Below are 25,066 nucleotides of genomic sequence, written 5' to 3' on the forward strand. Positions count from 1 at the left end.
CCCCCCGCCGCGCCGCCCGAAGGCGTCGAACCGGCCGACCTGGGGCCGGGCGACATGCTGGCCATCCTGTACACCTCCGGCACATCCGGCCTGTCCAAGGGCGTGTGCTGTCCGCATGCGCAATTCTGGTGGTGGGGCCTGATCGCCGCGCGCAACCTGGAGATCCGCGGCGAGGACGTGCTCTACACCAGCCTGCCGCTGTTCCACACCAATGCGTTGAACGCCTGTTTCCAGGCGCTGGTGACGGGCGCGTCCATCGTCTGCGACGAGCGTTTCTCGGTCAGCCGATACTTCGACCGGCTTGAGCAGACCGGCGCCACGGTGACCTACCTGCTGGGCGCGATGGTGCCCATGCTGCTGGCGCGCGAGCCCGCGCCGGCCGAACGCCGCCACCGCGCGCGCATCGCGCTGGCGCCGGGCGTGCCCGAGCGCTTTCACGGCGAATTCCTGCGCCGCACCGGATTGGCGCTGCTGGAAGGCTACGGCTCCACCGAGACCAATTTCGCGCTGGGGGGGGTGCTGGCCGAGCAGCGCCCGGGCACCATGGGCCGGGTCGCGCCCGAGTTCGAGGCCTGCGTGGCCGACGAGCACGACGCGCCGGTGCCGGACGGCCAGCCCGGCGAGCTGCTGCTGCGGGCGCGCCCGCCTTACGCCATCGCCACCGGCTACTTCGCCATGGCGGACAAGACGGTCGAGGCCTGGCGCAACCTGTGGTTCCACACCGGCGACCGGGTGGTGCGCGACGCCGACGGCTACTACCGCTTCCTGGACCGCATGAAGGACGCGATCCGCCGGCGCGGCGAGAACATCTCTTCCTACGAAGTGGAACAGGTGCTGCTGGCGCATCCGGCCATCGCGGCCGTGGCGGTCTACGCCGTGCAATCCGAGCTGGCCGAGGACGAGGTGATGGCGGCGCTGGTCTACAAGCCGGGCAGCAAGGTGGCGCACGCGGAGCTGCTGGATTTCTGTCAGCCGCGCATGCCGTACTTCGCGGTGCCGCGCTATCTGCGCGCGATGGAGGAACTGCCGCGCACCGAGAACGGCAAGATCCGCAAGTTCAAGCTGCGCGACGAAGGCGTGACGGCCGACACCTGGGACCGCGACAAGGCGGGCTACAAGGTGTCGCGCTAGGGCGGTGCAGGGACTACACAACATACACAAGGGGCGGCAATGACGATGGCAGACAATTTGGCGGAACAGGCCGCCAGCGAGGAAGCCGCGCGCAAGCGGCGCACGCGACGCGTGGTGGTGGCCTCGGTGGCGGGCAACGCCATGGAGTGGTACGACTTCTTCATCTACGGCACGGCGGCGGCGCTGGTGTTCGGCGAGCTGTTCTTTCCCAAGGGCACCGACCCGCTGCTGGGCACCATGGGCGCCTTCGCCGGCTTCGCGGTGGGCTTCCTGGCGCGGCCGCTGGGCGGCGTGATCTTCGGCCACATCGGCGACCGCTACGGCCGCAAGCTGGCGCTGGAATGGACGCTGGGCCTGATGGGCGTGGCCACCTTCCTGATCGGGCTGCTGCCCACCTATGAGCAGGCCGGCCTGTGGGCGCCGGCGGCGATGGTGGCGCTGCGCGTGATGCAGGGCGCGGCCGCGGGCGGCGAGTGGGGCGGCGGCGTGCTGCTCATCAGCGAGGCCGTCGGCGGCCGGCGGCGCGGCTACTTCTCGTCGTTCAGCCAGCTGGGCGTGGCCGGCGGCTTCGTGCTGTCGTCCGGCGTCTTCATGTTGGCGCAGCAGTTGCCGCAGGAGCAGTTCATGAGCTGGGGCTGGCGGCTGCCGTTCCTGCTGAGCGTGCTGATCTTCGGCGTGGGCCTGTACATCCGCCGCCATATCCCGGAAAGCGAGGAATTCGTGCAGGCCTCGCGCAGCGCCAAGCGCGGCATGCCGGCGGTGGAGGTGTTCCGCCGCTATCCGCGCCAGGTGTTCACGGCGATGGGGCTGCGCGTGGCCGAGAACGGCGGCTCGTACATCTTCCTGGCCTTCGCGCTGGCCTACGGCAAGTTCCTGGGAATCCCCAACGACCTGATGCTGGGCGGCGTGCTGGCGTCCATGTTCGTGGAGCTGGGCACGCTGGTCTGGTTCGGCCACCTGTCGGACAGCATCGGGCGGCGCGCGGTCTACCTGATCGGCGCGGCCGGGCTGATGCTGGTGGCGTTCCCGTTCTTCTGGCTGGTGCAGACGCGCGAGCCGGTCTGGATCTTCCTGGCCTTCTTCCTGGGCAACACCCTGTGCCACGCGGCCATGATCGGCACGCAGCCGGCGTACTTCGCCGAGCTGTTCCCGCCCGAGGTGCGCTACACCGGCCTGGCGCTGGGCCATGAACTGGCCTCGGTGTTCGCCGGCGGCCTGTCGCCCCTGATCGCCATGGCGCTGCTGCGCAAATACGAATCGGCCACGCCGGTCGCGTGGTTCCTGGTCGGCATGGCGGCCATCACCGTGGTCACGCTGCTGCTGACGCGCGAACCGGAAGGCAAGGAGCGCGCGTGAGCGCCGGCGCGATCAAATCCGGAGCCGGATCCAGACCCGGCATCGTCGGCGTCGGCGAGACGCCGATGCTGCGCCATCCCGAGCCTGGTTGCAGCACGGCCGGCCTGCTGGCCCGGGCCATCGGCCTGGCCCTGGCCGACGCCGGCGTCGCGCCGGGCGAGGTGGACGGCCTGGGCGTGGCCTCGTTCAGCCTGCGGCCGGACCGCGCCATCGACCTGGGCTGGCGGTTGGGCCTGAAGCTGAATTGGTGCATGCAGGACGAGATGGGCGGCGCCAGCGCCATCAACCTGCTGCGGCAGGCCTGGTTGGCGCTGGAAGCCGGGCAGGCCCGCACTATCGTGCTGGCGGCCGGCGATCATTTCGCCGGCGCGGATTTTCAGGGCCTGGTCAGCGACTACAACCGCAGCGCGCGCGAGTACCTGAGTCCGCTGGGCTGCGTGGGGCCGAACCCGCTGTTCGCCATGCTGACGCAGCGCCAGATGATGCGGACCGGCCTGCGGCGCGAGGACTACGGCGCGCTGTGCGTGGCGCAGCGGCAATGGGCGGCCGGGAATCCGAATGCCGCCTATCGCCAGCCCTTGAGCCTGCGACAGTACCTGGACGCGCCCCTGGTCGCGCCGCCGCTGGGCCGGCTGGACTGCGTGCCCGTGGTCAGCGGCGCCTGCGCGCTGGTGCTGTCGGCGCGGCCCGCGGGCGTGCATGTGACGCTGCGGGCCAGCGGCGCGCGCTACAACGGCGATCAACAGGAAGGCGACGGACTGGTCACCGGCATCGCCGAATTCGCGCCTGCGATGTGGGCCGAGGCCGGCATCGGGCCTGAAGACATGAACGTGGTTGGCGTCTACGACGACTATCCGGCGATGGCGCTGGCCCAGCTCTGCGACCTGGGCTTCACCGACGCCGGCGACCTGCCGGGCTTCGTCGCGCGGCGGCTGGCGAACCGCAGCCTGCCGGTCAACACCGCCGGCGGCCAGCTGTCGGCCGGCCAGGCCGGCACGGCGGGCGGCATGCACGGCCTGGCGGAAGTAGCGCGTCAATTGCTGGGCCGGGCGGGCGAACGCCAGATTCCCGGCGCGCGGCGGGGCGTGGCCACCGGCTACGGCATGGTGCAACTGCGCTACGGCATGTGCGCCAATGCGGCGGTACTGGAAAGGGAGGGCGCATGAGCCTGCATGTATTTGCCTGCGCGGCCTGCGGCCACAAGGTCTATCCCGCGCGGCTGTGGTGCCCGGCCTGCGGCCATGCGCAGGCGGAACCCGTGGCGGTCGAGTCGGGCAAGCTGCTGGCCTGGACCTCGATACCGGACGGCGAGGGCGGACTGCGCCTGCTGGCGACGGTGCGCGCGCTGCCGCAAGGGCCGGACCTGATCATCAGGCTGCCGCCCGAGTTGGCGGAGAGCTTGCGCGCCGGCCAGCGGCTGGCGCTGTCGACGCGGCGTCAGGACGGCTTCGATGCGCCTTGGGGCGGGCCGGCCTGATCCGTCCGGCAGGCCCGCCTCGCGTGCTATTGTCCAGCGCTTCACGCAGCAGATGCTCTCCTCATGAACAAACGGAACTGGTTGATTTTTGAAGACACGCGGCAGACGCCCGAAGCGCGCGCCGCATTCGATCGCGCGGTCGCGCAGGTCAACGACGGCACGGCGCAGGTGCGCGAGCTCTCGGGCGAAAGCATCAGGGGCTTTGTCGTGGATGGGCAGAAGATCCTGGGCCAGGCGGTGGTGGAGTATGTGCTGGAAGGGCTGTCCAGCGCGTCGCGGGACGTATCGCCGGCCGGCACGCCCGTCCCCCCGTGTGGAGCGCCCGCCGCGCCGTTCGACGCCGCGTCCGCCCGGGCGTTCGCCGAGCGGATGCGCCTGCTGCTAGGCTGGCATGACATCGACTACCTGCTGCATCGCTGGGTCGACCGCCGCCTGCGCGATCCGCATTTCGTGAACAAGGGCAACGACTGGCGGGAACAATGGGTGCTCAAGGAAGGAGCAGACCCCGCCGTGGTGTCGGACGGATTATTCCGTTTCGCCTGCTACGTCGCGATCTGCGATCTCAAGTTCGGCCCCAGCTACGCCTCGGTCAGCGCCGAGCGCATCTTCAATCAGGTGACGCAGCTGGGCAGCGACCTGCCGGCGCGCCTCAAGCGCGACGGCACGGGCGAGCTGCCCGGGGAACTGGCGGCGTTTCGCGGCGCGGGCATGAGCGCGAAGGCCAATGACGCGCTGGCCGTGATCCGCATCACCGTCCAGGAAGAAAGCGAGGCCGCCTATGCGCAGGCGCTCGGCTACCTGGACCGCCTGCTGTCGACCACGGACTTCCCGCGCTCCTATGCCATCGAGTTCCGTGGGCCGACCAAGACGTACCTGCCCATCAAGGGTTTGCCAAAGAAGGGCGTGCACCAGCTGTTCGCCTGCGCGGCGGCCTATCCGGCGCTGCACCCGGCCATCGAGGCCTATGCGCGGCGGGCCATGCGCGAATACGAGTGGTACACGAACCTCGATGCCGAGGACTGCGCCATGCCGGGCAGCTTCGCCGTGTTCGCGCTGGGCTGCGCCAGCGCGGCGCATGCGCCGCTGGTGCTCGACTATCTGGCCCTGGCGGACGGCGAGCATCAATCCATGCATGGCCGTTATGTCGAAGGCTATCTCGACGCCCATGGCTTCACCCGGGAGGCGATCGCGTACCTGCTGGCCTGCGCCGGCAATATCCAGCATCTGCGGCACCGCAAGACCTACGCGGAGCGGATCGCCAACGCGGACAGCCTGGGCTGGTTGCTGGAGGCGCGCAGGCGCGTCGCGGGCGACGCCCCTTCCTCGATCGCGGCGCTGCGCGCGAATCTCTTGGGCGAGCGCGTCGACGAGGCGGCATTCCGGGCCGCGCGCCATGCGATCTGGGGCGAGCAGGCGGACAAGGATCGCGGCGGCCAGGTGATCCGCAAGGCGCCCGAGGCGCTGCGCGCCTTGTACACGGAGATATTCGCCGATGAGCTGGGGCGGTAGCAGAACATTGGAGATGGCCGATCCGGCCAGGCGCTATGGCGGTCTGCCCGATATCGGCCGTTTCGTTTCGAAAGAGAAACGCCGCGAACGCTGAATCTCCGATCTGTCTCAGGGTTCGGAGCCGTTGGCCGCCTTGAGCGCGTCCAGCCGTTCGCGCAGCGTGGCGCGCGACAGCTCGCCGACGCGCAGGCCCGTCAGCCTGCCGTCGGCGTCCAGGAACAGCGTGGCGGGCAGCCCGCTGTTGCTGAGCGCGCGCGAGGCCTGGCTCTGGCCGTCCCGCAGCACGTTGCGCAGGCCGGGCGCGTGGTCGCGCAGGTAGTCGGCGATGGCCCGCGGTGACTCGCCCTGGTTCAGGAACACGAAATGCACGTCGGGATGCCCGGCCTGCGCCTGCTCGAACACCGGCATTTCGCGCCGGCACGGCGGGCACCAGCTGGCCCACAGGTTCACCACTGCGGGCTTGCCACGAAAAGCCGCCAGCGAGGCCGGCGCGCCTTGCAGGTCGCTCAGGACCAGTTCGGCGAGCGCGGGATGCGATTGCGGCGCCGACGGCGCGATCAGCGCGCGTCCGCCCAGCCAGACCAGGCTGGCCACGGCCAGCGCCGCCAGCGTGAGGCGCCATGGCGCGCGCCGGCGCAAGATCGTCGCCAAGGCATAGGCCCAGGCGGCCGCCAGCCCGATCAGGCCGTTCCAGCCGCCGTCGCGCAGGTCCAGCATGGACAGCGGTTCCGGCAGATAGGCGTCGCGGTACTGCCAGAGATAGCCCAGCCGTGCGGCGAGCAGGCCCCAGAGCAGCGCATTCCACAAGGTATTGCGGGCGCTGGGGGCGTCGGCGGCGGATATGTCGCTCCGGACGCGCCGCAGGCGCGCCAGCAGCGCGCAGGCCAGCAGGCCGAGCGCGGCCGACAGCAGCAGCACGCCGAGTTCAATCGGAAAGACCAGGGGGCCGAGACGGATCGCGGGCGTCATGAGGTGTGCGGCGGGGAAGGCGGGAACCGGGCAGGCAAGCCTAGCATGATCATCCATCGCGGGCGGCGACGCGGCATGCGCTATGCTGCCAGGCTGTCGCCCATCCCGCTGGAGTCCGCAACATGCAAGGTCCGCGTCCCAGGCACGAACTGCCTCATTTCCGCTATCACCCCGATCCCGTCGCCACCGGCGCCATCGAAGCCATCGCCGACCTGGAGTGCCCGTGTTGCGGCCTGTGCACCGGCTGGGCCTACGCGACCGAGCCCTATGGATTGGGCGACCAGCCGGCGAACCTGTGTCCCTGGTGCATCGCGGACGGCAGCGCGGCGCGGAAATTCGGGTCCGAGTTCGTGGGCGACATAGAAGGCGAGGTGCCGGCGTCGGTCGAGGAAGAACTCAATCTGCGCACGCCCGGCTACCTGTCCTGGCATTGCGAGCGCTGGCAGATCTGCTGCGGCGACGCCTGCGCCTACCTGGGGCCGGTGGGCTGGGACCGGCTCAAGGACATGCCGGACGCCCAGGCCGCGATCCTGGACGACGGCTGGCCCGAGGACGTGCTGCCCGACATCACCGAGAACGGCGCCGTGATCGGCGGATATCTGTTCCGCTGCCTGCACTGCGGCGCGCATCGCGCGCACGCCGACGCGGCGTAGCGGAGGCTTAACGCGCCGGCTGGCGGATCATGCCGGCGTGGGAACGTCCACGCCGTCCAGCACGGCCATCAGCGCGGCGACCGCCAGGGCATCGCGTCGATAGCGGCGCAGCGAGGCAAAGCCCGTGTGCGTCTCTCGGATGCCGCCGCGCCAGGCCAGCGATACCGCCGCCAGCGAGCTGTCTACGGCCAGGCGGTGAAGCCGGGTCGAACTGGCCTGGGGGAAAGGTCGCTCGCGCGCCAGGTCGCTGGCGATGCCGCGCATGACGATATCGCTGGTCAGCAGCAACGCGTCGATCTTGCCTAGCTGCTGGCCCGACCGCGCCTGCCGCGCCGCGGGAACGGCGCCGCGTGCCGTGGCCGGAATCGCCGGCGTCGACAGAATGCTGCGGGTGGCGCGTCCCAGTCCGCAGCAGAGCGCGGCGGCCATGGCGCGATAGACGGACACCAGGCGCATGAAGGTTTCGCTGGGCGCCTGCGCGGGACCCAGGTCCCAGGCGTCGTCGTCCGCGACGCGCACGTTGTCCAATGACAGGAGGTGCGCGTTGAACGGCGTGCTGCGGGCGGCAGGCGGGGCAGGGTGCAAACGCAGTCCGGCCGCGTTGGCGTCGATGCGAAAGGCCCGCCTGCCGCCCTGTTCGCCTGGCGTGAGTACATACCACTCGCCCATCTCGCCGGGATTGGCGGAAATGCCCAGGAGGTCGGTCGCGTTCAAGGCCCAGCCCGATTCCATGCGCGCGATGGCGACATCGGCGAAGCAATCCATGCTGCTGCCGGCGCGCCGGTGCAGCAGTCCGGCCCGACCCGGCCCATGCATGGGGCCAGGAGCACATGCCGGGGCGCCGCCGGACGCCGCGCCTTGCGCGAGCTGGCTGGTCACGGCATGCATGGCGGTCTCGAAGGCATGGACGGGGTTGTCGCCGGCGATGGCCGCGACGTGTTCCATGGCCTTCTGAAGATCCGTGCCGCGCACCGCCAGGCTGTGGTCGGCGTCGGCGGCGGACGATCGGGGGTGGGGTTGCAGACTGCGTTGTCGCTTCATCTTCACGAACTCCGTTCGGGGATCTCGTTCATCGCGAAGGAAAATTCCGCCGACGGACTATAGGCCGGCGTGGCCTGACGCCGAAATACGCAAATCTGCTTAGTTTATCTACCGCCGCGACCAGGCGGATGGAGGCGCGGTGACTCAGGGCCGGGCGGCCGCGCTGCGAAAGGCCGCGGCCAACACGCGCAGCGTCGCCGTGGTCTGGGCATCGAATCGCCTGGCGTGCATCATGATCTGCGCGCCGGGCAAGGGTGGAAGCGCCAGCGCGCCGCCCACATCGACCAGCCCGGCCGTCGCCAGCCGCCGGGGCAGGGGTAGCACGCCGATGCCCGAACGGGCCGCGGCGATCGCGGTGGCGACGCCGCCGCCAAGAAATGCGTCAATCCAGGGGGTCTTGGCCGCGGCCAGGAGCCGGGTCGCGGTTTCGCCCACGCCGCATTCGTCGGTGACGGTGATCAAGGGCAGCAGCTTGCCGTCCAGCCTGGCGCCGACGCTGGCGAACCATCCGTACTGGTCCTCGAACAGCAGCTCGCCATCGCGACGTTTGCCTTGGCGCCTGACCACGGCCACGTCGGCCAGGCCGTCGTCGAACTGCGCGATGACGTTGCGCGAATAGTTGACCCGCACTTTCAGCATCAGCGCGGGATCGCAGGCGTGCACCCGGGCCAGGATCTCGGGCAGCTCGGGGCCGGCCACATGGTCGCTGATCGCGATGGTCAGCTCGCGTTCTGGTTCGGGCGGGGTCATCAGCGCCAGCTCTTGCGCGGCGAGCAGGGTGCGGGCGTGCGGCAGGAAGGCCTCGCCATCCGTGGATAGGCGCACCTGCCTGGGCGTCCGGTCCAGCAGGCGCCGTCCAACCGCGCCTTCGAGCCGCCGCAGCTTGAGGCTGACGCCGGCCTGGGTCAGTCCAAGGGCTTCGGCCGCGTGCGTGAAGCTGCGCAAGTCGGCCACCAGGACGAAGGCCTCCACCGCGGAAAGATCCAGATGTGGGCGCATGGTATCTATTAATTATAGAAATGGTTGATATATCAGATCATAACTGTTTATGTGGGATGAGACTTGCTAGATTGCCGACGTGGGTGACAGGCGAACGGCCCACCGGAAAGCGCGATGCCCACGTTCGCCCACATGAACGCAGCGAGGTTGATGATGCCGGGCGAGCAAGCATGGAAGTTCAAGCCGTACACCAGGCAAACCATAAGGCAGGCGCCGCAGTGGAATCTGCTGGGCGCCGATCTGCGCGAAGCGGTCGAGGTGGTTTCCCGGGTCCTTCCGTTTCGCGTCAATGCTTATGTGCTGGAGGAACTGATCGATTGGGACAATGTGCCGGACGATCCCATCTACCGGCTGACCTTTCCCCATCGGGACATGTTGCGCGAGCCGGAGTACGCCGCGATACGCGACCTGCTTTCGGCGGGCGCGTCCGAAGCCGAGATACAGCAGCGCGTGCATGCCATTCGCATGCGCATGAACCCGCATCCGGCCGGCCAGATGACGCACAACGTGCCGCAACTGGACGGGGTGCCGCTGGCCGGGGTGCAGCACAAGTACAAGGAAACGGTGCTGTTCTTTCCCAGCGCCGGGCAGACCTGCCATGCCTATTGCACGTTCTGCTTCCGCTGGCCGCAGTTCGTGGGCATGGAAGAGCTGAAGTTCGACGCCCGGGCGTCCGCCGATCTGGCCACCTACCTGCGGCGTCATGCCGAAGTGACGGACGTGCTGATCACGGGCGGGGATCCGCTGGTCATGAACGCCCGGTCGCTGACCGACTACATCGAGCCCTTGCTGGCGCCGGACCTGGCGCATATCCAGAACATCCGAATCGGCACCAAGGCGGTGGCCTACTGGCCGCAGCGGTTCGTTACGGACAAGGATGCCGATGATCTGCTGCGGCTGTTCGAAACCGTCGTGCGCAGCGGCAGGAACCTGGCCCTGATGGGCCATTACAACCATCCGGCCGAGCTACGGCATCCGATCGCGCAGCAGGCGCTGCGCCGCATCATCGCCACCGGAGCCACCGTGCGGATCCAGGCGCCGTTGATACGCCACATCAATGAGAATCCGGCGGACTGGGCGGAACTCTGGACCACCGGCGTGCGGCTGGGCGCGGTTCCGTACTACATGTTCGTGGAGCGCGACACCGGGCCCAGCGACTATTTCAAGCTGCCGTTGGCGCGCGCCTACGATATCTTCCAGCAGGCCTACCGCACGGTGTCCGGACTGGCGCGCACAGTGCGCGGGCCGTCCATGAGCGCCTTTCCCGGGAAGGTGCTGGTCGACGGCATTGTCGATCTGGCCGGCGAAAAGGTCTTCGCCCTGCAGTTCCTGCAGGCACGAAATCCGGATTGGGTGCGCCGCCCGTTCTACGCCCGGTTCGATCCGCTGGCAACCTGGCTGGACGAATTGCAGCCGGCGTTCGGGGAAAAGCGCTTTTTCTTCCAGCAGGACGGCGTCGCCCCGTCGCCGACGATTCCCATTGTGCCGGCCGGCGCGTCGCGCTCGGACAGGCACGCGCCCAGCGACCTGGAGGTGATCGAATGAGCGGCCGGACGGCGGACGCGCTCTATGAGGTCTACGCATTGCGATACGCCACGCACGCGGAGCGGCGCAGCGCGGCGAACTATCTGGGCGAGGACCCGCATGACAATGCCCCGATGCCGCTGGACTTCTATGTGTGGGTGATCCGCAATCCGGCCAGGACCCTGTTGGTTGATACCGGGTTCTCGGCGGACATGGCTGTCAGGAGAGGGCGTCGCTATCTGGCCTCGCCGGTGGATCTGCTCAAGCAGATCGGCATCGCCGCCGAGAGCGTCGAGGACATCGTCGTGACCCACATGCACTACGACCACGCGGGCAATATCGCCGCGTTTCCCAAGGCGCGCCTGCATCTGCAGGAAAAGGAAATGGCGTATTGCACGGGTCGCTGCATGTGCCACGCGGCGATGCGCAGCCCCTTCGAGGCTCGGGACGTGGCCCAGGCCGTCGAGCGGCTGCATGCCGGCCAGCTGGTGTTCCACGACGGCGATGCCGAGATCGCGCCCGGCGTCAGCCTGCACCTGATCGGCGGGCACACGGCAGGCCTGCAGGTGGTGCGCGTCGCGACCGAGAGAGGCTGGCTGGTGCTGGCCAGCGATGCCGCGCATTACTGGGACAACCTGCGCGCCCGCCGGCCGTTTCCCATCGTGCTCGACGTGGGCCGGATGCTGGACGGCCATCGCCGCATCGAGGAACTGGCGGACGGGCCGGAGCACATCATTCCCGGGCATGACCCGGCGGTGCTGGCGCGCTTTCCGCCCGTGCGCGGCGCGGACGGGATCGTGGCGCTGCACCGGCATCCCCTCGACACCTACGCGGAGCGCTCGCAAGTCGCCACGGGCGGCGGCCGGCCTTTCGCGGTTCCGTTGGCGCATGGACTTGGGAGCGAACTCTGATGAAAGCAATAGCCGTGGCGATCGTGGGCATGGGTCCCAGGGGCCTGACGGTGCTGGAGCGCATCCTGGAACATGCGCATTCACTGCCGGAAGCAAGCCGCCTGGACATCGAGGTGTTCGAACCGGGCGACTGCGGTCAGGGCGTCCATCCCGCCGGCCAGTCCGACCATCTGCTCATCAATACCGTGGCTTCGCAGGTGACGATGTTCGCCCCGGGCAGCGTCGCGGGTGGCGAGGAAGGGCTGTCCCTGGTGCAATGGGCGCACCTGAGCGGCTACCGGCGGCATGGCGATCGATACCTGCGCACCTTCGAGGATTCGGGTCGGGCCATCACCGACGCCGACCATCTGCCGCGCAGCCTGCTGGGCGAATACCTGTCCTGGGTCTATCGGCGCGTGGTCGGCCTGCTGCCGGCGCATGTCGGCGTGTACCACCACAAGACCCGCGTCGTGGACATCGCCCGGCACGACGGTGGCTTCGAGCTGGCGCTGGAAAACGGTGCCAGGCGGGCAGCCGACTATGTCTTTCTGACCACGGGCCACGGCTACCGCAAGCCCAGTGCCGAAGACCGCCAATTCCTCTCGTTCGTCGAGCGGCGCAAGCGGGTCAATCCGAGCCTGGAGTACTACCCGTCGCCGTATCCGATACACGCGCTGGCGCAGATTCCCGCCACGGCCACGGTCGGCATACAGGGATTCGGACTGACCGCGCACGACGTCATCGCGGCCTTGACCACCGGACGCGGCGGTCGCTACGTCGAGGACGCGGCCGGCGACCTGCGCTACCAGCGCTCCGGCAAGGAGCCGGGCCTGCTGCTGTTCTCGCGCAACTGCCTGCCTTTCGCCGCGCGCGGCATCAACCAGAAAGGACTTACCGGCCGGCACCAGGCGCGCTATTTCACGCCGCAGGCCGTGCAGTCCCGTCGGCAGGCACGGATCGCAGCCAGCGGCGACGGCCGGCTGGATTTCCAGGAGGACGTGCTGCCCCTGATCATCCAGGAAATGGCCTACGCGTACCGCGCCGCCGCCACGGGTCGCGATGTGGATGCCGCCACGTTCGTGCCTAGCCAGGCCGAGCGCGACGCCATCGAGGACATCCTGTGGCCGCTGCGCAAGCGTCAGTTCGCGTCGCTGGCTGAGTTCCGGGCTTTTTTCGATGCGCTGGTGCGCGCCGACCTGCGCGAGGCCGAGGCGGGCAATCTGGGCAGTCCGGTGAAGGCGGCCACGGACGTGCTGCGCGATACGCGCGAGGCGCTGCGCAGCGCCGTGGAGTACGGCGGATTGACGCCCGCGTCGCACCGCTACTTCGTGGAAGAGTTCAACGCCGTCACCAACCGCATTTCCTTTGGTCCGCCCAGGCGTCGCAATCTCGAATACCTGGCGCTGCACGCGGCCGGGATCATCGACATCGCAGGCGGACCGGGCGCCCGGCTGCGTGCGGACGAGGCCGGCGCGCGGTTCCGCATCGAAGCGCGCTATGGCGAGCGCGTGGAAACCAGCCAGGCGGACGTGCTCATCGTGGCCAGGCTGGATGCCTATTCTCCGCTGACCGATGCGTCGCCGCTGTCCGACAACCTGCTGGGCCGGGGACTGGTCCGGCCTTACCTGAATGGCGGATATCACCCGGGCGGCATAGAGATCGATCAGCAGCTGCATCCCGTCGGCGCGGACGGCGTGCCGGAGGCGCGCATCTGGATCGTCGGCTTCCCGGTCGAGGGCCCGCATTTCTATACGCACGCGCTGCCGCGCCCGCGCATCGCCTCGCGCCAGACACGCGACGCCGATCAGTGCGTGCGCGAGCTGATCGCCACGATCGGCGTCGCCGCGACGAAGCCTGCCCGGCCAGCGCCGGACCTGTATGCCGCGAGTCTGCTGGCGTCGCGGGTCGCGGCATGAGGCCGCGTCCCTTTCTGATCGGGAGATGTTCTTGATAACACTGCACGGATTTCAACGGTCGTCGGCGTCGTTCCGGGTGCGGATCGCGCTGAATCTGAAGCGTGTCGAGTACCGGACCGTCACTCACGACCTGAGCCTGGCGGAGCATCGAGCGCCAGCCTATCTGATGATCAATCCACAGGGCCTGCTGCCGGCCCTGGAGGACGGGAGCCGGATCCTGACGCAATCGCTGGCCATCATCGAGTATCTGGAGGCGCGATTCCCCCAGCCTTCCTTGCTGCCGCCGGATCCGGCCGGCGCGGCCCGGGTGCGCGCGCTGTTCCAGGTGATCGCCGCGGATACGCATGCGTTGGCCTCGATGCGAGTCGGCGCCTATCTCAAGCAGCGACTGGGGCATGACGATGCGCAGGTCCGAGCCTGGCAGCACCACTGGATAGGGCAGAGTTTCGATGCCCTGGAAACCTTGTTGTCCCGCGATCCGTCGACCGGCGAATTCAGCCATGGCGACCGCCCGTCGCTGGCGGATATCGCGCTGGTGCCGCAGGCGCACACCGCCGGCCGCAACGGCCTGGAGCTCGGGGAATGGCCGACGATCTCCCGCATCTCCGACGCCTGCCTGCGCCTGCCGGCCTTCGCGCAGGCCCACCCCGATCATGTGTTGAACCCGACAGTCCAGGATACCCAGGAGCAAGAACATGCGCCCCACGCACGGTGAAATCATTGCCTACTCTGACTATCTCGCGCAGACGGCGCAGGCGCGCGTCGATCCCGTTGCCTGGAAATGGGCCGAGATCGAAACGGCCTTGAGCGCCTGGCCGGGCAATCCCCAAGGCACGCTGGCGCTGGGCGGCGCGTCCGAGCGCGGCGCCGTCGCGCCGGGGCTGTCGCTGGTGATCCAGGCGCTGGCGCCCGGCGAGACCACCGCCTCGCACCGGCACTCGTTCTGGCATCTGTACATCGTCCGGTCGGGCCGGGCGGCGTTCAGCCTGGGGGCCTCTTCCGAGCAGCGGCCGGCCAGCGAGGGCGACGTGGTATTCGTGCCGGCATGGTGTCCGCACGCGATCGGCAATCCGGATGCCGGGACCGGCCTGATCCTGCTCAGATTGCAGAACCTGCCCCAGCATGCGGCGCTGGGCTCGCTGGTGCGGGAAGATGGCGGCGTCACGCGCCACATCTATGCCGAGCCGCCCAGCGCCGGGCAGCGGCAAGCCCTCGCCGCGACGCCGGCATGAGGTCCGCATCGTGACCCACGCCGCCCCCGACGCGCCGGAGCGCTACAGCCCCAGGCAGGTGCACATCATCTTTTCCGGCCTGATCCTCGTCATGTTGCTGGGCACCATCGACCAGGCCATCGTGGCGCCGGCGCTGGTGCCCATCGCCGCCGAGTTCGGCGGCTTCGGCAACGTGTCGTGGGTCGTGACCGCTTACCTGCTGACCTCGATCGCCAGCACGCCGCTGGCAGGACGGCTGAGTGACATCCATGGACGGCGCAGCGTGGTCGTGGCCGCGCTCGGCCTGTTCCTGGCCGGCACGCTGCTGTGCGGCCTGGCCGTGAATCTGGACATGCTGATTTGCGGCCGGGCGATTCAGGGCCTGGGCGGCGGCGCCCTGATGGCGCTGCCGAACACCATCGTCGCGGATATCCTGTCGCCCCGCGAGCGGGGGCGCTACCAGCTCTACATCTCGGGCACCTATGCCGTCTCCAGCCTGGCCGGGCCGGTGCTGGGCGGGCTGTTGTCGGAATACTATTCCTGGCGCTGGATATTCTGGTTCAAATTGCCGCTCATCCTGCTGGCCATCGTACTCAGCTGGTTCACGCTGGCCGATCTGTCCGCGCGGCGGCGCCAGCATCGCATCGACTATCCGGGAGCGCTGCTGATGGTCGGGGCGACCGTGTTCCTGCTGCTGGCGCTGGCCTGGGGCGGCCGCCAGCATGCCTGGGACTCGTCGGTGATCCTGGGGCTGTTCAGCGCCAGCGTCGTGCTTGGCGCCTTGTTCCTGGCATGGCAGAAACGCGCGAGCGAGCCGCTGCTGCCGATTTCCATCCTGCGCAACCGGATCATCGTCGTCACCTCGATCGGCGCCATTCTCATCACGATGGTGAACATGGCCTTGAGCATTTATCTGCCGCTCTACTTGCAGTTGTGCCGCGCCAAGACGGTGGGCCAGGCCGGGGTGCTGCTGACGGCGCCGCTGTTCGGCGTGGTGTTGGGGTCGTACCTGTCGGGGCAATACATGCGTTTCACCGGCAGGTACAAGCTGTCGCCGCTGGTGGGCCTGGCCGTGGCGACGGCCGCGTTCCTGGTGCTTGCGGTGGCGGCGGGCACGCTTGCCCTGGCTGCCGTCGTTGGCCTTTCCTTCCTGCTGGGCGTGGGCATCGGCGCGAGCCTGCCGCCCATGATGGTGGCATCGCAGAACTCGGTGCCGGCGGGCGATATCGGCATCGCCACCGCCGTGCACACCTTTTTCCGCGCGGTGGGCGGGGCGATCGGCGTGGCCGTTTTCAGCGCGGTGGTGCTGCACCTGCTGGGGCCGTTGGGCAGCCAGCTCGAGACGGCGCATGCGGCGCAGGGCACGGTGGCGGGCGACGCGGCGGCGCAGGAAGCCGTGCACGCCTTCAGCGTATTCTTCGGCGCGTGCGCCCTGACACTGGCCTTGGCCTGGGCGGCGCTGACGCGCTTGCCGGTCATTCCATTCCGCAAGACCGCCGCGCGCTTTGAAAGAGCGGAGCCGGAGTCCGGCGTCCAGGCGGACGCGGGCTAGCGGCGCGTGCTGTCCGACGCGCTGGCGCACGCGCTGGGGCCGGAGTGCAAGGCATGAGTGGCGCGACCACCACCACGCGCCACGGCGATCTCATCGGCGCCGGCCTGATCCTGCTGCTGACCGCGTCGGCGCCGACGGTGGAATGGCTGCCTCCTGAGCACCGAGCGCCGCTCAACGCCGGCGCCATCCCGCGCGCCTATGGCCGGCAGTTGCGGCATCCGGTCTTCATGGCGTACACGCTGCCGGGCGGCTTCGTGCTGGGCTCGCTATTCAACTACATCAGCGCTTCGGCCTTTGTGTTCACCGGGCATTTCGGTTTGAGCGCGTCGCAGTTCAGCTACCTGTTCGCCGGCAATTCGGTGGCGCTGGTGCTGGGCGGCGCGATCAGCAACTGGCTGCTCGGCCAGGGGCGGCAGGCCGGTGGCATCATGCTGACCGGCATCGGCGCGCACGCGCTGGCGGGGCGCCAGTGTGCTGTCCCGCAGATACGCCCGCACGAAATCCACCCCTGGCCGGGGCTGCGAGGGCAGGGGGGCGGCGACAGGATGGGCGCCGGAGTCCACGAGCCGGACGATCGCAAGTCTGGCATGCTTACGGCTGCGCATTTCGCCGAGTACGCTGAGCGGCTCATGCATTCCCGCCCTCGAAGGGCGAGCCCCTGATTCCCGGACCCGACCATGAAGAAATCCCTGCCGTCGAAACTGCCCCTGATCCAAGCGCCGATGGTCGGCTCCTTCAGCCCGCTGGCCGTCGCCGTCTGCCAGGCGGGCGGCCTGGGCTCGCTGGCCTGTGCGGCGCTCGGCGCCGACGCGCTGCGCGCCCAGATCGCCGACATCCGCGCGCACACCGGCGCGCCGTTCAACGTCAATTTCTTCAGCCATGTCGCCCCCGCGCCGGACGAGGCCGCGCAGGCGCGCTGGCGCGAAACCCTGGCGCCGTACTACGCCGAGGCCGGGCTGGACCTGTCGGCCGCCGGCAGCGGGCCGGGCCGCGCGCCGTTCGACGAGGCCATGTGCGAGGTCGTCGAGGATACCCGTCCGGCCGTGGTCAGCTTCCATTTCGGCCTGCCGCCCGAGGACCTGCTGGAGCGCGTGCGCCGCAGCGGCGCCATGATCCTGTCCTCGGCCACCACGGTCGAGGAAGCGCGCTGGCTGGACGCGCGCGGCGTGGACGCCATCATCGCCCAGGGAGCCGAGGCCGGCGGCCATCGCGGCATGTTCCTGACCGATGACATCCATGCCCAGCCGGGCCTGTATGCCTTGCTGCCGCAGGTGGTGGACGCGGTGCGCGTGCCAGTGATCGCCGCCGGCGCCATCGCCGACGGGCGCGGCATCGCGGCGGCCTTCGCGCTGGGCGCCAGCGCGGTGCAGATCGGCACGGCCTATCTGCTGACGCCGCAGGCTGGCCGCTCCGAGATCCATCGCCAGGCCGTGCGCGAGGCGCGCGACGACACCACCCGCCTGACCAATCTGTACACCGGCCGGCCCGCGCGCGGGCTGCTGACCCGCTTCATGCGCGAGCAGGGGCCGATGAGCAAGGCGGCGCCGGTGTTCCCGCTGGCGACCGGCGCGGTCGATCCGCTGAAGGCCGCGTTCGAAAAGGCCGGCAAGGGCGATTTCTCGCTGCTGTGGGCCGGCGAGGCCGGCGCGCTGGCGCGCGAGGAAGACGCGGGCGCGCTGACGCGCCGGCTGTGGGACGAGGCGCTGGCCTGCGCGGGGCGCCTGGGGCAGGCCATGGGCGTTTGAGCGTGGCCGGGGTCTGGTTTTCCCCGTTACGGCCCCCAATCGGCCGCAGCCCGATCAATGGGGGCTAAAATACCGCCTCGCTGCACCTACCCAGCCACCGGCTTCTTCATTCTCGCGCCCCGCGCGCTTCCAAAACCATGAAAAAACTGACTGCTGTTCTCCTCGTGACCGCCAGCTCGCTGCTGGCCGCCTGCGGCCCGAGCGATAACGCGCCCAAGGCCGCCGCCAACGCCCCGGCGCAGGCCCGCAAGGTCGTCGTCGGCCTGGACGACAACTTCCCGCCCATGGGTTTCCGCGACGCGAACAACCAGATCGTCGGCTTCGACATCGACATGGCCAAGGAAGCCAGCAAGCGCCTGGGCATGGAAGTCGAGTTCAAGCCCATCGACTGGAGCGCCAAGGAAGCCGAGCTGAACGGCAAGCGCGTCGACGTGCTGTGGAACGGTCTGACCATCACCGAAGAGCGCAAGAAGAACATCAGCTTCACCGCGCCCTACATGGCCAACCACCAGATCATCGTGGTCGGCACGGCCTCGCCCATCAAGCTCAAGGCCGACCTGGCCGGCAAGGTCGTCGGCGCGCAGGACGGCAGCAGCGCCACCGACGCCATCGCCAAGGATCCGGTCGCCGGCAGCATCAAGGAAGTCAAGAAGTTCGGCGACAACGTCACGGCCCTGATGGACCTGGCCGCCGGTCGCCTGGACGCCATCGTCGTGGACGAAGTGGTGGGTCGCTACCTGATCAGCAAGCGCGCCGGTGAATACCGCGTGCTGGACGAGAACTTCGGCACCGAGGACTACGGCGTCGGCGTGCGCAAGGATGACGCCGACCTGCTGGCCAAGCTGGACAAGACCCTGGGCGAGATGAAGAAGGACGGCGCCGCCGGCCGCATCGCTACCCAGTGGTTCGGCGCCAACATCATCAAGTAAACGGCACGGACGCGCCCGCCGGCCTTGTGGTCGCGGGCGCGGCGCCCGCGCGCGCGGCGCGCGCCCGTCCACGACTCTGCGTCCGCCCCGCGCGGCGCGAACCTTCCTCTGCATGGACTACGTACTCTCCCTTTTGGGGCCCCTGGCGCAAGGCGCGAAAGTCACCTTGACGCTGTTCTTCATCACGCTGGCCCTGGCCGTGCCGCTCGGGTTGGCGCTGGCGCTGGCGCGCATCTCGCGGTGGCGCGCGCTGAGCCAGCTGGTCAACGGCTATATCTGGCTGATGCGGGGCACCCCGCTGATGCTGCAGATGCTGTTCATCTATTTCGCCTTGCCCTTCGTGCCGGTGATCGGCGTGCGCCTGCCGGACTTCCCGGCCGCCGTGGTGGCCTTCGCGCTGAATTACGCCGCGTACTTCGCCGAGATCTTCCGCGCCGGCATCCAGTCGGTGGACCGTGGCCAGTACGAGGGCAGCAAGGTGCTGGGCATGAGCTATCTGCAGACCATGCGCCGCATCGTGCTGCCGCAGATGGTGCAGCGCGTGCTGCCGCCCATGAGCAACGAGACCATCACGCTGGTCAAGGACACCTCCCTGATCTACGTGCTGGCCCTGAACGACATCCTGCGCACGGCGCGGGGCATTGTGCAGCGGGACTTCACCACCACGCCCTTCCTGGTGGCCGCCGCCTTCTACCTGATCATGACGCTGGTGTTGACGTGGTTCTTCCAGCATCTGGAAAAGCGCTATGCCAAGTACGACCAGTAATCCCATGGATCGTCCCGTCATGATCCAGGCCGACGGCATCGTCAAGTCCTTCGGCGCCAACCGCGTGCTGGACGGCGTCTCGCTGACCCTGTCCAAGGGCGAGGTGGTGGCGGTGATCGGGCCGTCCGGCTCGGGCAAGAGCACCTTCCTGCGCTGCCTGAACCACCTGGAGACCATCGACGAGGGCAGCATCGCCGTGGAGGGCGAGTTCCTGGCCCAGGACGCCGCCGGCGGCCGCAGCCAGTACGCGTCCGACGCGGACGTGCGCCGCATCTGCCGCAAGATGGGCATGGTGTTCCAGTCGTTCAACCTGTTCCCGCATATGACGGTGCTGCAGAACGTCATCGAGGCGCCGCTGACCGTCAAGCGCATGCCGCGCGACGCCATCGTGCCCAAGGCCGAGGAACTGCTGCGCAAGGTCGGCCTGCTGAACAAGCGCGACAACTATCCGGGCCGGCTGTCCGGCGGACAGAAGCAGCGCGTGGCCATCGCGCGGGCGCTGGCCATGGAACCGGACATCATGCTGTTCGACGAGCCGACCTCGGCGCTGGATCCCGAGCTGACCGGCGAGGTGCTGCGCACCATGAAGCAGCTGGCCGACGAGCACATGACCATGCTGGTCGTCACCCACGAAATGGGCTTCGCCCGCGAAGTCGCGCACCGTGTGGTCTTCATGGACGATGGCCGCATCGTCGAGCAGGCCGATTCCCAGGAATTCTTCCGCGCCCCGCGCGAGGCGCGCACGCGCGAGTTCCTGGCGCACATGCTGTAGGTCGGATCCCTGATCCCGGATCAGGAAGCGATATCGAGCTTCGCCATCGCCGCTGCGCTCAAGGGCAGGGCGATGGTCGCTTCCTGCTCCAGGTAATGCCGCGACGGGTCGATCCTGACCGCCAGGCCGGACAAGCCCCGATTGCACAGCCCGAACTGATGTTCCCTGGCCGGCGCGTTCAGCGCGATCCGCGTCTCCAGGGACGGCGCCGCCGCCATCCGCAGCCCCATGCTGCGCTTCAGCGAGCGATAGGATGCCAGGCCCTTGGCGTCGAGCTCGTCCACGCTGTATTCCAGCGTCAGGCCCATCGTGCCGTCGTCGAGCGGCGCCACCGGCGTGGCCAATTCCAGCATGGTCCAGTACCAATGCTGACCGCCTTGCTCAAGGAACAGGCGCGTGATCTCCAGCTCGACCCGCGTCCTGGCGGGCAGGTCGGTGCGCAGCGTCAGGCGCAGGCTGGGCGGCGCGTAGCTGACCGACAGTTCAAACCGATCGCAAACGGCCTGGACGGCGTGATCCTTGGGGCGGCTCAGGGCGCGGGCTTGCTTGTTGCCCATGTTCAGGATGCCTGCTTGAACAGCGCCGGCAGTACGCGGCCCGCGATGACGGCTTCGCAGAAACCCGCCCAGCTGTCGGCCACGACCGTCACTGCTTCAAACTCGGGTTCGATGCCATGCACGACGGCGCCGGTGTCCTGGTCGATCGCCAGGAATTCGTAGTCGCCGGCCACGCTCATCAGCACGGGCAGGTGACGGTCCCAGAAGGTACGTATGCCTTGCCGGTCCTCGTCATCCAGCGCGGCGTCCAGGCTCAGGTGCTTGAACTCATCCCAGGCAAAGGCGCTGTCGGCCGTGCCGGCGTAGTCGGCGGCCGACAGGAACCAGACGCTTTCGTCGGCGCGGCACAGCAGGGCATAGCGGCCCAGGAAATCCCGGTGCGCGGCATGCGCGCCCGGCGGCGGCGTCGCGGGATCGGCGGCGCGCGCCACGGTCCAGCCCAGATCGGCCAGATGCGCGAGTAGACGTTCATGGATGTTGTGCTGCATGCGGGCTCCGCGTTGGCCTCGCGCCAGGAAAGGACGAGGCACGCCATGCTACCAAGCTTGCGATGGCTTGGTGGTGGCCTTGCGATGGCCAAGTCTGCGTTCAAGCCCCGCGCGCCTACACCGGCGCCAATCGGATCAACCGGCTGACGCGTTCAGCGGCGTCCTGCAGCGCCGGCACGATCTCATCACGAATGCGTTCCCCGGGCGCTTCCTGCACGCCGGTGGAGATGCCGATGGACAGCACGCGCGCGCCGGTCCCCGGCACAGGCACGGCCACCGAGACCTGATTGCTGTCCGGATAGTCCAGCGTGCAGCATTCGCCGGGCGGCAGGCGCAGCGCGCCGGCCAGCGCGCTCGCGGGCGGCAGCACGCTGCCCACGCGCAGGTTCATCACCACCAGCCGGCGCCGTTCGGCCGGCGCCATGGCGCGGCCGATGATGATCACGCCGTCGGCATGCGCCTCGCCCAGGTTCGAGGTGCCCGAATAGGCCTCGGCCAGCTGCTGCAAGGTTTCCTCGACGGCGCCGGACACGCCCAGGCTGTCCAGCGCGGCGAAGCCCAGCTCGAACACCTGCGGCGTCAGGCGCCAGCGGCTGTCCTCGCGCGCCGTGTATCCCTCTTCCTCCAGCGTCAGCAGGAAGCGCAGCACCGTGGGGTGGGGCAGGTCCACCGCGCGCGCCAGGTCTGCCAGCGTGGGCCGGCCGTTGCCGCCGAAGGCGCGCAGGATCGCTAGACACCTCTGGATCGATCTATTATTCTTCATTCGTTCATTAGGTGATCTATATGTTCACCTAGTGAACTATATCCATAAACGATGCCGACGGCAAGACCCGCGGCCAGGGAAGGAGACAAATATGAAACGCATCGCGCTTGCGCTGATGGCGGGGATGGCGGTGGCCGCCTGTCCCGTCGGCGCGCAGACGGCCTGGCCCGCCCAGCCCGTCAAATGGATCGTGCCGTACCCGCCGGGCGGCTCGACCGACATGCTGGCCCGGCTGGTCAGCCACAAACTCGGAGAGCGGCTGAAGCAGACCGTGATCGTCGAGAACAAGGCTGGCGCCGGCGGCAACCTGGGCACCGACTACGCGGTCAAGCAGCCGGCCGACGGCTACACCATCGTGATGGGCAATATCGGCCCCATCTCGATCAACCCCGCGCTGTATCCCGACCTGCCGTATAAGCCCCAGCGCGACCTGGCGCCGGTCACCATGCTGATGAGCGTGCCGAATCTGCTGGTGGTCAACCCGGCGCTGCCGGTGAAATCCGTCAAGGAGCTGATCGACTACGCCAGGCGCGCCGGCGCGCCGCTGGGCTATGCCACGCCGGGTACCGGCACCTCGCTGCACCTGGCCGGCGAACTGTTCGCCAGCACCGCCGGCATCCGCCTGACTCATGTGCCGTACCGGGGCAGCGCGCCGGGGCTGAACGACACCGTGGCCGGCCATGTGCCGATGATGTTCGACAACATGCCGTCGGCGCTGCAACTGGTGAAGGCCGGCAAGCTGCGCGCGCTGGCCATCACCAGCGCCACGCGCTCGCCGCAATTGCCGGACGTGCCCACCATGGCCGAGGCCGGCCTGCCGGGCTACGAGATCTCGGGCTGGTTCGGCGTGCTGGTGCCGGCCGCCACGCCCAAGCCCATCGTCGAACGGCTGAACCAGGAGCTGCTGGCGGTGCTGGCCATGCCCGACGTGCGCGAGCAGATCGCGGCCATGGGCGGCATCGTCGTCGCCGACGGGCCGGCCGGCTTTGGCCGCTACATCGCCAGCGAAACCGACAAGTGGGGCGCGCTGGTGCGCAGCGCCCAGATCAAAGTCCAATGAACCTGGAGGAGACTGTCATGAGCAATCCGTATCGCCATCTGCAGGTCCGGCCCATCGCCGGCGCGCTGGGCGCCGAGATCGACGGCGTGGACCTGTCGCGCGAACTGCCCGCCGAGGTATTCGAGGAAATCCGCCGCGCGCTGCACGAGAACCTGGTGATCTTCTTCCGTGGCCAGCGCTTGACGCCGCAGCAGCACATCGACTTCAGCGCCCGCTTCGGCGAGTTGCTGGAAGTGCCCTTCGTGCGCGCGCTGGACGGCTATCCGGCCATCCTGCCCGTCATGAAGGGCAAGGCCGAAACCAAGCGCCGCCTGTTCGGCGGCCTCTGGCACAGCGACATGAGCTACGCGCAGGAACCGCCGCTGGGCTCGGCGCTGTACGGCCGCGTGATTCCGCCTTATGGCGGCGACACCATGTGGGCCAATATGTACCGCGCCTACGACACGCTGTCGGACCGCTTCAAGCAGATGCTGGACGGCCTGAACGCCGTGCACAGCGCCGTGCGCTCCTATGGCTCCGGCGGGGCGGTGGTGAACAACGGCGATCCGGCGCACAAGATGGACGTGCGCACCGACGACCGCGCGGTCCAGGAGGTCATCCATCCCGTGGTGCGCGTGCACCCAGCCACGGGCCGCAAGGCGCTGTATGTGAACAGCACCTACACGCTGCGCTTCGACGGCATGACGCAGGAGGAAAGCGAACCGCTGCTGCAATTCCTGTACGAGCACGCCGCCCGTCCGGAATTCACCTGCCGCTTCCGCTGGAGCGAAGGCGCGCTGGCGCTGTGGGACAACCGTTGCACCCAGCACCTGGCGATGAATGACTACGACGGGTTTGATCGCGAGATGCACCGGACGACGATATCGGGGGATCGGCCGGTGGGCGTGGCGGCCTAGTGCGCTGTCCCGCAGGTACGCCCGCACCTACGGGACAGCAATCTGGCGTCAGAGAGAACGGCCACGTCGCGGCACGATCATCGGACTGCCGGTCTCCGGATCGGGCATCACCCGGCAGTCCAGGTCGAACACCTGGCGCAGCGCCGCCTCGGTCACCACTTCATCGGCCGCGCCCTGGGCCGCGATGCGGCCGTCGCGCATCATGATGACGCGGCTGGCGTAGCGGAACGCCAGGTTCAGGTCGTGCAGCACGACGACCAGGGTCCGGCCGGCCGCGTGCAGGCGGGCGCAGAGGTCCAGCAGGTCCAGCTGGTGGCGGATGTCCAGGAAAGTGGTGGGTTCGTCCAGCAGCAGGATGCCGGTGTCCTGCGCCAGCACCAGCGCCAGCCAGACGCGCTGGCGCTGGCCGCCGGACAGCGTCTGCACCGGGCGTTGGGCGAGTTCGGTCAGCTCGGTATCGGCCAGCGCGGCGTCGACGGCTTGCGCGTCGGCCTCGCTCCATAGTCGCAGCAGCGATTGATGCGGATAGCGGCCGCGCGCGACCAGGTCGCGCACGGTGATCAGTTCTGGCGCCTGCGGATCCTGCGGCAGGTAGGCCAGCCGCCGCGCGACCGCCTTGGGTCGCAGGCCGGCGAGATCGGCGCCGTCGAGCAGGGCGCGGCCCTGGGAGGGCGCGAGCGCGCCGCCCAGCACGCGCAGCAGCGTGGACTTGCCGCAGCCGTTGGGGCCGACGACGGCGGTGAAGGCGCCGGCGGGGATCGTCAGCGACAGGCCGTCCAGCACCTTGCGGGCGCCATAGGCCAGCGTCACGTCGCGCAGCGCCAGCGCGGGCGCGGCCTGCGGGTCGGGGTGGGAGCCGGCG

Annotated in this window: 26 protein-coding genes; 19 read left to right on the forward strand and 7 right to left on the reverse strand. The window is 68.9% G+C overall.

The window, feature by feature from the left end; translation table 11 throughout:
- From AC6LJ5_RS24915 to AC6LJ5_RS24935, 5 genes are all read left to right on the forward strand, one after another.
- Positions 1–1,131: AMP-binding protein (locus tag AC6LJ5_RS24915; protein ID WP_498141896.1), on the forward strand; the 1,131-nt coding region annotated here is incomplete at its 5' end.
- A 45-nt stretch (positions 1,132–1,176) separates the two neighbouring features.
- Positions 1,177–2,487 (forward strand): MFS transporter, encoded by a 1,311-nt coding sequence (locus AC6LJ5_RS24920; RefSeq protein WP_498141897.1) that lies wholly within the window; start codon positions 1,177–1,179, stop codon positions 2,485–2,487.
- 65 nt (positions 2,488–2,552) lie between these two features.
- Positions 2,553–3,653: a thiolase family protein gene (locus AC6LJ5_RS24925; protein ID WP_498141911.1), complete on the forward strand. Its 1,101-nt coding sequence runs from the start codon at positions 2,553–2,555 to the stop codon at positions 3,651–3,653.
- On the forward strand, positions 3,650–3,964 hold the full coding sequence (locus tag AC6LJ5_RS24930; RefSeq protein WP_498141898.1) for a PhlB family protein: 315 nt from the start codon (positions 3,650–3,652) through the stop codon (positions 3,962–3,964). Before AC6LJ5_RS24925 ends, AC6LJ5_RS24930 begins: the two co-directional genes overlap by 4 nt.
- 63 nt (positions 3,965–4,027) lie before the next feature.
- Positions 4,028–5,473, forward strand: coding sequence for a DUF6138 family protein (locus AC6LJ5_RS24935; RefSeq protein ID WP_498141899.1), 1,446 nt, complete (start codon positions 4,028–4,030; stop codon positions 5,471–5,473).
- Between the two features lie 108 nt (positions 5,474–5,581).
- Here the strand turns inward: AC6LJ5_RS24935 and AC6LJ5_RS24940 are convergent, their stop codons facing one another.
- Entirely contained in the window at positions 5,582–6,442 is an 861-nt protein-coding gene (locus AC6LJ5_RS24940) for a TlpA family protein disulfide reductase (protein WP_498141900.1), read from the reverse strand.
- A 122-nt stretch (positions 6,443–6,564) separates the two neighbouring features.
- On the opposite strand from AC6LJ5_RS24940, the gene AC6LJ5_RS24945 reads away from it, so the two are divergent.
- Positions 6,565–7,095, forward strand: a complete 531-nt coding sequence (locus AC6LJ5_RS24945) for a CbrC family protein (RefSeq protein WP_103274335.1) — start codon at positions 6,565–6,567, stop codon at positions 7,093–7,095.
- A 27-nt stretch (positions 7,096–7,122) separates the two neighbouring features.
- Here AC6LJ5_RS24945 and AC6LJ5_RS24950 read toward each other — a convergent pair whose 3' ends face one another.
- A complete protein-coding gene (locus AC6LJ5_RS24950) occupies positions 7,123–8,136 on the reverse strand; it encodes a hypothetical protein (RefSeq protein ID WP_498141901.1) in 1,014 nt (337 codons plus the stop codon).
- Positions 8,137–8,280: 144 nt separating this feature from the next.
- Positions 8,281–9,135, reverse strand: a complete 855-nt coding sequence (locus tag AC6LJ5_RS24955; RefSeq protein ID WP_103274337.1) for a LysR family transcriptional regulator — start codon at positions 9,133–9,135, stop codon at positions 8,281–8,283.
- Between the two features lie 114 nt (positions 9,136–9,249).
- Between AC6LJ5_RS24955 and AC6LJ5_RS24960 the strand changes: the two genes are divergently transcribed.
- The 11 genes from AC6LJ5_RS24960 to AC6LJ5_RS25010 all read left to right on the forward strand — a co-directional run bounded on the left by AC6LJ5_RS24960 (position 9,250) and on the right by AC6LJ5_RS25010 (position 20,440).
- Positions 9,250–10,680, forward strand: coding sequence for a KamA family radical SAM protein (locus AC6LJ5_RS24960; RefSeq protein WP_392412907.1), 1,431 nt, complete (start codon positions 9,250–9,252; stop codon positions 10,678–10,680).
- Positions 10,677–11,570 (forward strand): N-acyl homoserine lactonase family protein, encoded by an 894-nt coding sequence (locus AC6LJ5_RS24965; protein WP_498141902.1) that lies wholly within the window; start codon positions 10,677–10,679, stop codon positions 11,568–11,570. Before AC6LJ5_RS24960 ends, AC6LJ5_RS24965 begins: the two co-directional genes overlap by 4 nt.
- Positions 11,570–13,465 carry an FAD/NAD(P)-binding protein gene (locus tag AC6LJ5_RS24970; protein ID WP_498141903.1) on the forward strand — a complete coding sequence of 632 codons (1,896 nt, stop codon included), beginning with the start codon at positions 11,570–11,572 and terminating at the stop codon, positions 13,463–13,465. The genes AC6LJ5_RS24965 and AC6LJ5_RS24970 overlap by 1 nt, the downstream gene beginning before the upstream one ends.
- 25 nt (positions 13,466–13,490) lie before the next feature.
- Complete coding sequence (gene maiA / locus AC6LJ5_RS24975; protein WP_498141912.1) at positions 13,491–14,180, forward strand: maleylacetoacetate isomerase; 690 nt, start codon at positions 13,491–13,493, stop codon at positions 14,178–14,180.
- On the forward strand, positions 14,161–14,697 hold the full coding sequence (locus AC6LJ5_RS24980; protein ID WP_498141904.1) for a cupin domain-containing protein: 537 nt from the start codon (positions 14,161–14,163) through the stop codon (positions 14,695–14,697). Before maiA ends, AC6LJ5_RS24980 begins: the two co-directional genes overlap by 20 nt.
- 10 nt (positions 14,698–14,707) lie before the next feature.
- Positions 14,708–16,228: an MDR family MFS transporter gene (locus AC6LJ5_RS24985; protein ID WP_498141905.1), complete on the forward strand. Its 1,521-nt coding sequence runs from the start codon at positions 14,708–14,710 to the stop codon at positions 16,226–16,228.
- Between the two features lie 53 nt (positions 16,229–16,281).
- The gene (locus tag AC6LJ5_RS24990) at positions 16,282–16,890 is read left to right on the forward strand and encodes a hypothetical protein (RefSeq protein WP_498141906.1); all 609 of its coding nucleotides are present in this window, start codon (positions 16,282–16,284) and stop codon (positions 16,888–16,890) included.
- A 15-nt stretch (positions 16,891–16,905) separates the two neighbouring features.
- Positions 16,906–17,973: an NAD(P)H-dependent flavin oxidoreductase gene (locus AC6LJ5_RS24995; protein WP_392412897.1), complete on the forward strand. Its 1,068-nt coding sequence runs from the start codon at positions 16,906–16,908 to the stop codon at positions 17,971–17,973.
- Between the two features lie 137 nt (positions 17,974–18,110).
- Positions 18,111–18,902, forward strand: a complete 792-nt coding sequence (locus AC6LJ5_RS25000; protein WP_103274345.1) for an amino acid ABC transporter substrate-binding protein — start codon at positions 18,111–18,113, stop codon at positions 18,900–18,902.
- A 112-nt stretch (positions 18,903–19,014) separates the two neighbouring features.
- On the forward strand, positions 19,015–19,668 hold the full coding sequence (locus tag AC6LJ5_RS25005) for an amino acid ABC transporter permease (RefSeq protein WP_103274346.1): 654 nt from the start codon (positions 19,015–19,017) through the stop codon (positions 19,666–19,668).
- 19 nt (positions 19,669–19,687) lie between these two features.
- Positions 19,688–20,440, forward strand: a complete 753-nt coding sequence (locus AC6LJ5_RS25010; protein WP_392412920.1) for an amino acid ABC transporter ATP-binding protein — start codon at positions 19,688–19,690, stop codon at positions 20,438–20,440.
- 20 nt (positions 20,441–20,460) lie between these two features.
- Here AC6LJ5_RS25010 and AC6LJ5_RS25015 read toward each other — a convergent pair whose 3' ends face one another.
- The 3 genes from AC6LJ5_RS25015 to AC6LJ5_RS25025 form a co-directional block, all read right to left on the reverse strand.
- Positions 20,461–20,997, reverse strand: a complete 537-nt coding sequence (locus AC6LJ5_RS25015) for a hypothetical protein (RefSeq protein WP_498141907.1) — start codon at positions 20,995–20,997, stop codon at positions 20,461–20,463.
- 2 nt (positions 20,998–20,999) lie between these two features.
- Positions 21,000–21,485 carry a hypothetical protein gene (locus AC6LJ5_RS25020; RefSeq protein ID WP_498141908.1) on the reverse strand — a complete coding sequence of 162 codons (486 nt, stop codon included), beginning with the start codon at positions 21,483–21,485 and terminating at the stop codon, positions 21,000–21,002.
- A 115-nt stretch (positions 21,486–21,600) separates the two neighbouring features.
- Positions 21,601–22,248 carry an IclR family transcriptional regulator gene (locus AC6LJ5_RS25025; protein WP_103274349.1) on the reverse strand — a complete coding sequence of 216 codons (648 nt, stop codon included), beginning with the start codon at positions 22,246–22,248 and terminating at the stop codon, positions 21,601–21,603.
- 91 nt (positions 22,249–22,339) lie between these two features.
- On the opposite strand from AC6LJ5_RS25025, the gene AC6LJ5_RS25030 reads away from it, so the two are divergent.
- Entirely contained in the window at positions 22,340–23,308 is a 969-nt protein-coding gene (locus AC6LJ5_RS25030; protein WP_498141909.1) for a Bug family tripartite tricarboxylate transporter substrate binding protein, read from the forward strand.
- A gap of 17 nt (positions 23,309–23,325) precedes the next feature.
- A complete protein-coding gene (locus AC6LJ5_RS25035; protein ID WP_498141910.1) occupies positions 23,326–24,204 on the forward strand; it encodes a TauD/TfdA dioxygenase family protein in 879 nt (292 codons plus the stop codon).
- 48 nt (positions 24,205–24,252) lie between these two features.
- Here AC6LJ5_RS25035 and AC6LJ5_RS25040 read toward each other — a convergent pair whose 3' ends face one another.
- Complete coding sequence (locus tag AC6LJ5_RS25040; RefSeq protein WP_498141913.1) at positions 24,253–25,029, reverse strand: ABC transporter ATP-binding protein; 777 nt, start codon at positions 25,027–25,029, stop codon at positions 24,253–24,255.
- Positions 25,030–25,066: the final 37 nt, after the last annotated feature.

The organism is Achromobacter sp. 1011791174, assembly GCF_059760925.1.

What these genes read in the sequence shown, in the direction of transcription:
- AC6LJ5_RS24950 (WP_498141901.1), bottom strand. Translation starts at nt 8,136, where the DNA reads ATGAAGCGACAACGCAGTCTGCAACCCCACCCCCGATCGTCCGCCGCC.
- AC6LJ5_RS25000 (WP_103274345.1), top strand. Translation starts at nt 18,111, where the DNA reads ATGAAAAAACTGACTGCTGTTCTCCTCGTGACCGCCAGCTCGCTGCTG.
- AC6LJ5_RS25020 (WP_498141908.1), bottom strand. Translation starts at nt 21,485, where the DNA reads ATGCAGCACAACATCCATGAACGTCTACTCGCGCATCTGGCCGATCTG.
- maiA (WP_498141912.1), top strand. Translation starts at nt 13,491, where the DNA reads ATGTTCTTGATAACACTGCACGGATTTCAACGGTCGTCGGCGTCGTTC.
- AC6LJ5_RS24935 (WP_498141899.1), top strand. Translation starts at nt 4,028, where the DNA reads ATGAACAAACGGAACTGGTTGATTTTTGAAGACACGCGGCAGACGCCC.
- AC6LJ5_RS24955 (WP_103274337.1), bottom strand. Translation starts at nt 9,135, where the DNA reads ATGCGCCCACATCTGGATCTTTCCGCGGTGGAGGCCTTCGTCCTGGTG.
- AC6LJ5_RS24925 (WP_498141911.1), top strand. Translation starts at nt 2,553, where the DNA reads ATGCTGCGCCATCCCGAGCCTGGTTGCAGCACGGCCGGCCTGCTGGCC.
- AC6LJ5_RS24995 (WP_392412897.1), top strand. Translation starts at nt 16,906, where the DNA reads ATGAAGAAATCCCTGCCGTCGAAACTGCCCCTGATCCAAGCGCCGATG.
- AC6LJ5_RS25035 (WP_498141910.1), top strand. Translation starts at nt 23,326, where the DNA reads ATGAGCAATCCGTATCGCCATCTGCAGGTCCGGCCCATCGCCGGCGCG.
- AC6LJ5_RS24930 (WP_498141898.1), top strand. Translation starts at nt 3,650, where the DNA reads ATGAGCCTGCATGTATTTGCCTGCGCGGCCTGCGGCCACAAGGTCTAT.
- AC6LJ5_RS25010 (WP_392412920.1), top strand. Translation starts at nt 19,688, where the DNA reads ATGATCCAGGCCGACGGCATCGTCAAGTCCTTCGGCGCCAACCGCGTG.
- AC6LJ5_RS24970 (WP_498141903.1), top strand. Translation starts at nt 11,570, where the DNA reads ATGAAAGCAATAGCCGTGGCGATCGTGGGCATGGGTCCCAGGGGCCTG.
- AC6LJ5_RS24960 (WP_392412907.1), top strand. Translation starts at nt 9,250, where the DNA reads ATGCCCACGTTCGCCCACATGAACGCAGCGAGGTTGATGATGCCGGGC.
- AC6LJ5_RS24940 (WP_498141900.1), bottom strand. Translation starts at nt 6,442, where the DNA reads ATGACGCCCGCGATCCGTCTCGGCCCCCTGGTCTTTCCGATTGAACTC.
- AC6LJ5_RS24965 (WP_498141902.1), top strand. Translation starts at nt 10,677, where the DNA reads ATGAGCGGCCGGACGGCGGACGCGCTCTATGAGGTCTACGCATTGCGA.
- AC6LJ5_RS24945 (WP_103274335.1), top strand. Translation starts at nt 6,565, where the DNA reads ATGCAAGGTCCGCGTCCCAGGCACGAACTGCCTCATTTCCGCTATCAC.
- AC6LJ5_RS25030 (WP_498141909.1), top strand. Translation starts at nt 22,340, where the DNA reads ATGAAACGCATCGCGCTTGCGCTGATGGCGGGGATGGCGGTGGCCGCC.
- AC6LJ5_RS24920 (WP_498141897.1), top strand. Translation starts at nt 1,177, where the DNA reads ATGGCAGACAATTTGGCGGAACAGGCCGCCAGCGAGGAAGCCGCGCGC.
- AC6LJ5_RS24990 (WP_498141906.1), top strand. Translation starts at nt 16,282, where the DNA reads ATGAGTGGCGCGACCACCACCACGCGCCACGGCGATCTCATCGGCGCC.
- AC6LJ5_RS24980 (WP_498141904.1), top strand. Translation starts at nt 14,161, where the DNA reads ATGCGCCCCACGCACGGTGAAATCATTGCCTACTCTGACTATCTCGCG.
- AC6LJ5_RS25015 (WP_498141907.1), bottom strand. Translation starts at nt 20,997, where the DNA reads ATGGGCAACAAGCAAGCCCGCGCCCTGAGCCGCCCCAAGGATCACGCC.
- AC6LJ5_RS25005 (WP_103274346.1), top strand. Translation starts at nt 19,015, where the DNA reads ATGGACTACGTACTCTCCCTTTTGGGGCCCCTGGCGCAAGGCGCGAAA.
- AC6LJ5_RS25025 (WP_103274349.1), bottom strand. Translation starts at nt 22,248, where the DNA reads ATGAAGAATAATAGATCGATCCAGAGGTGTCTAGCGATCCTGCGCGCC.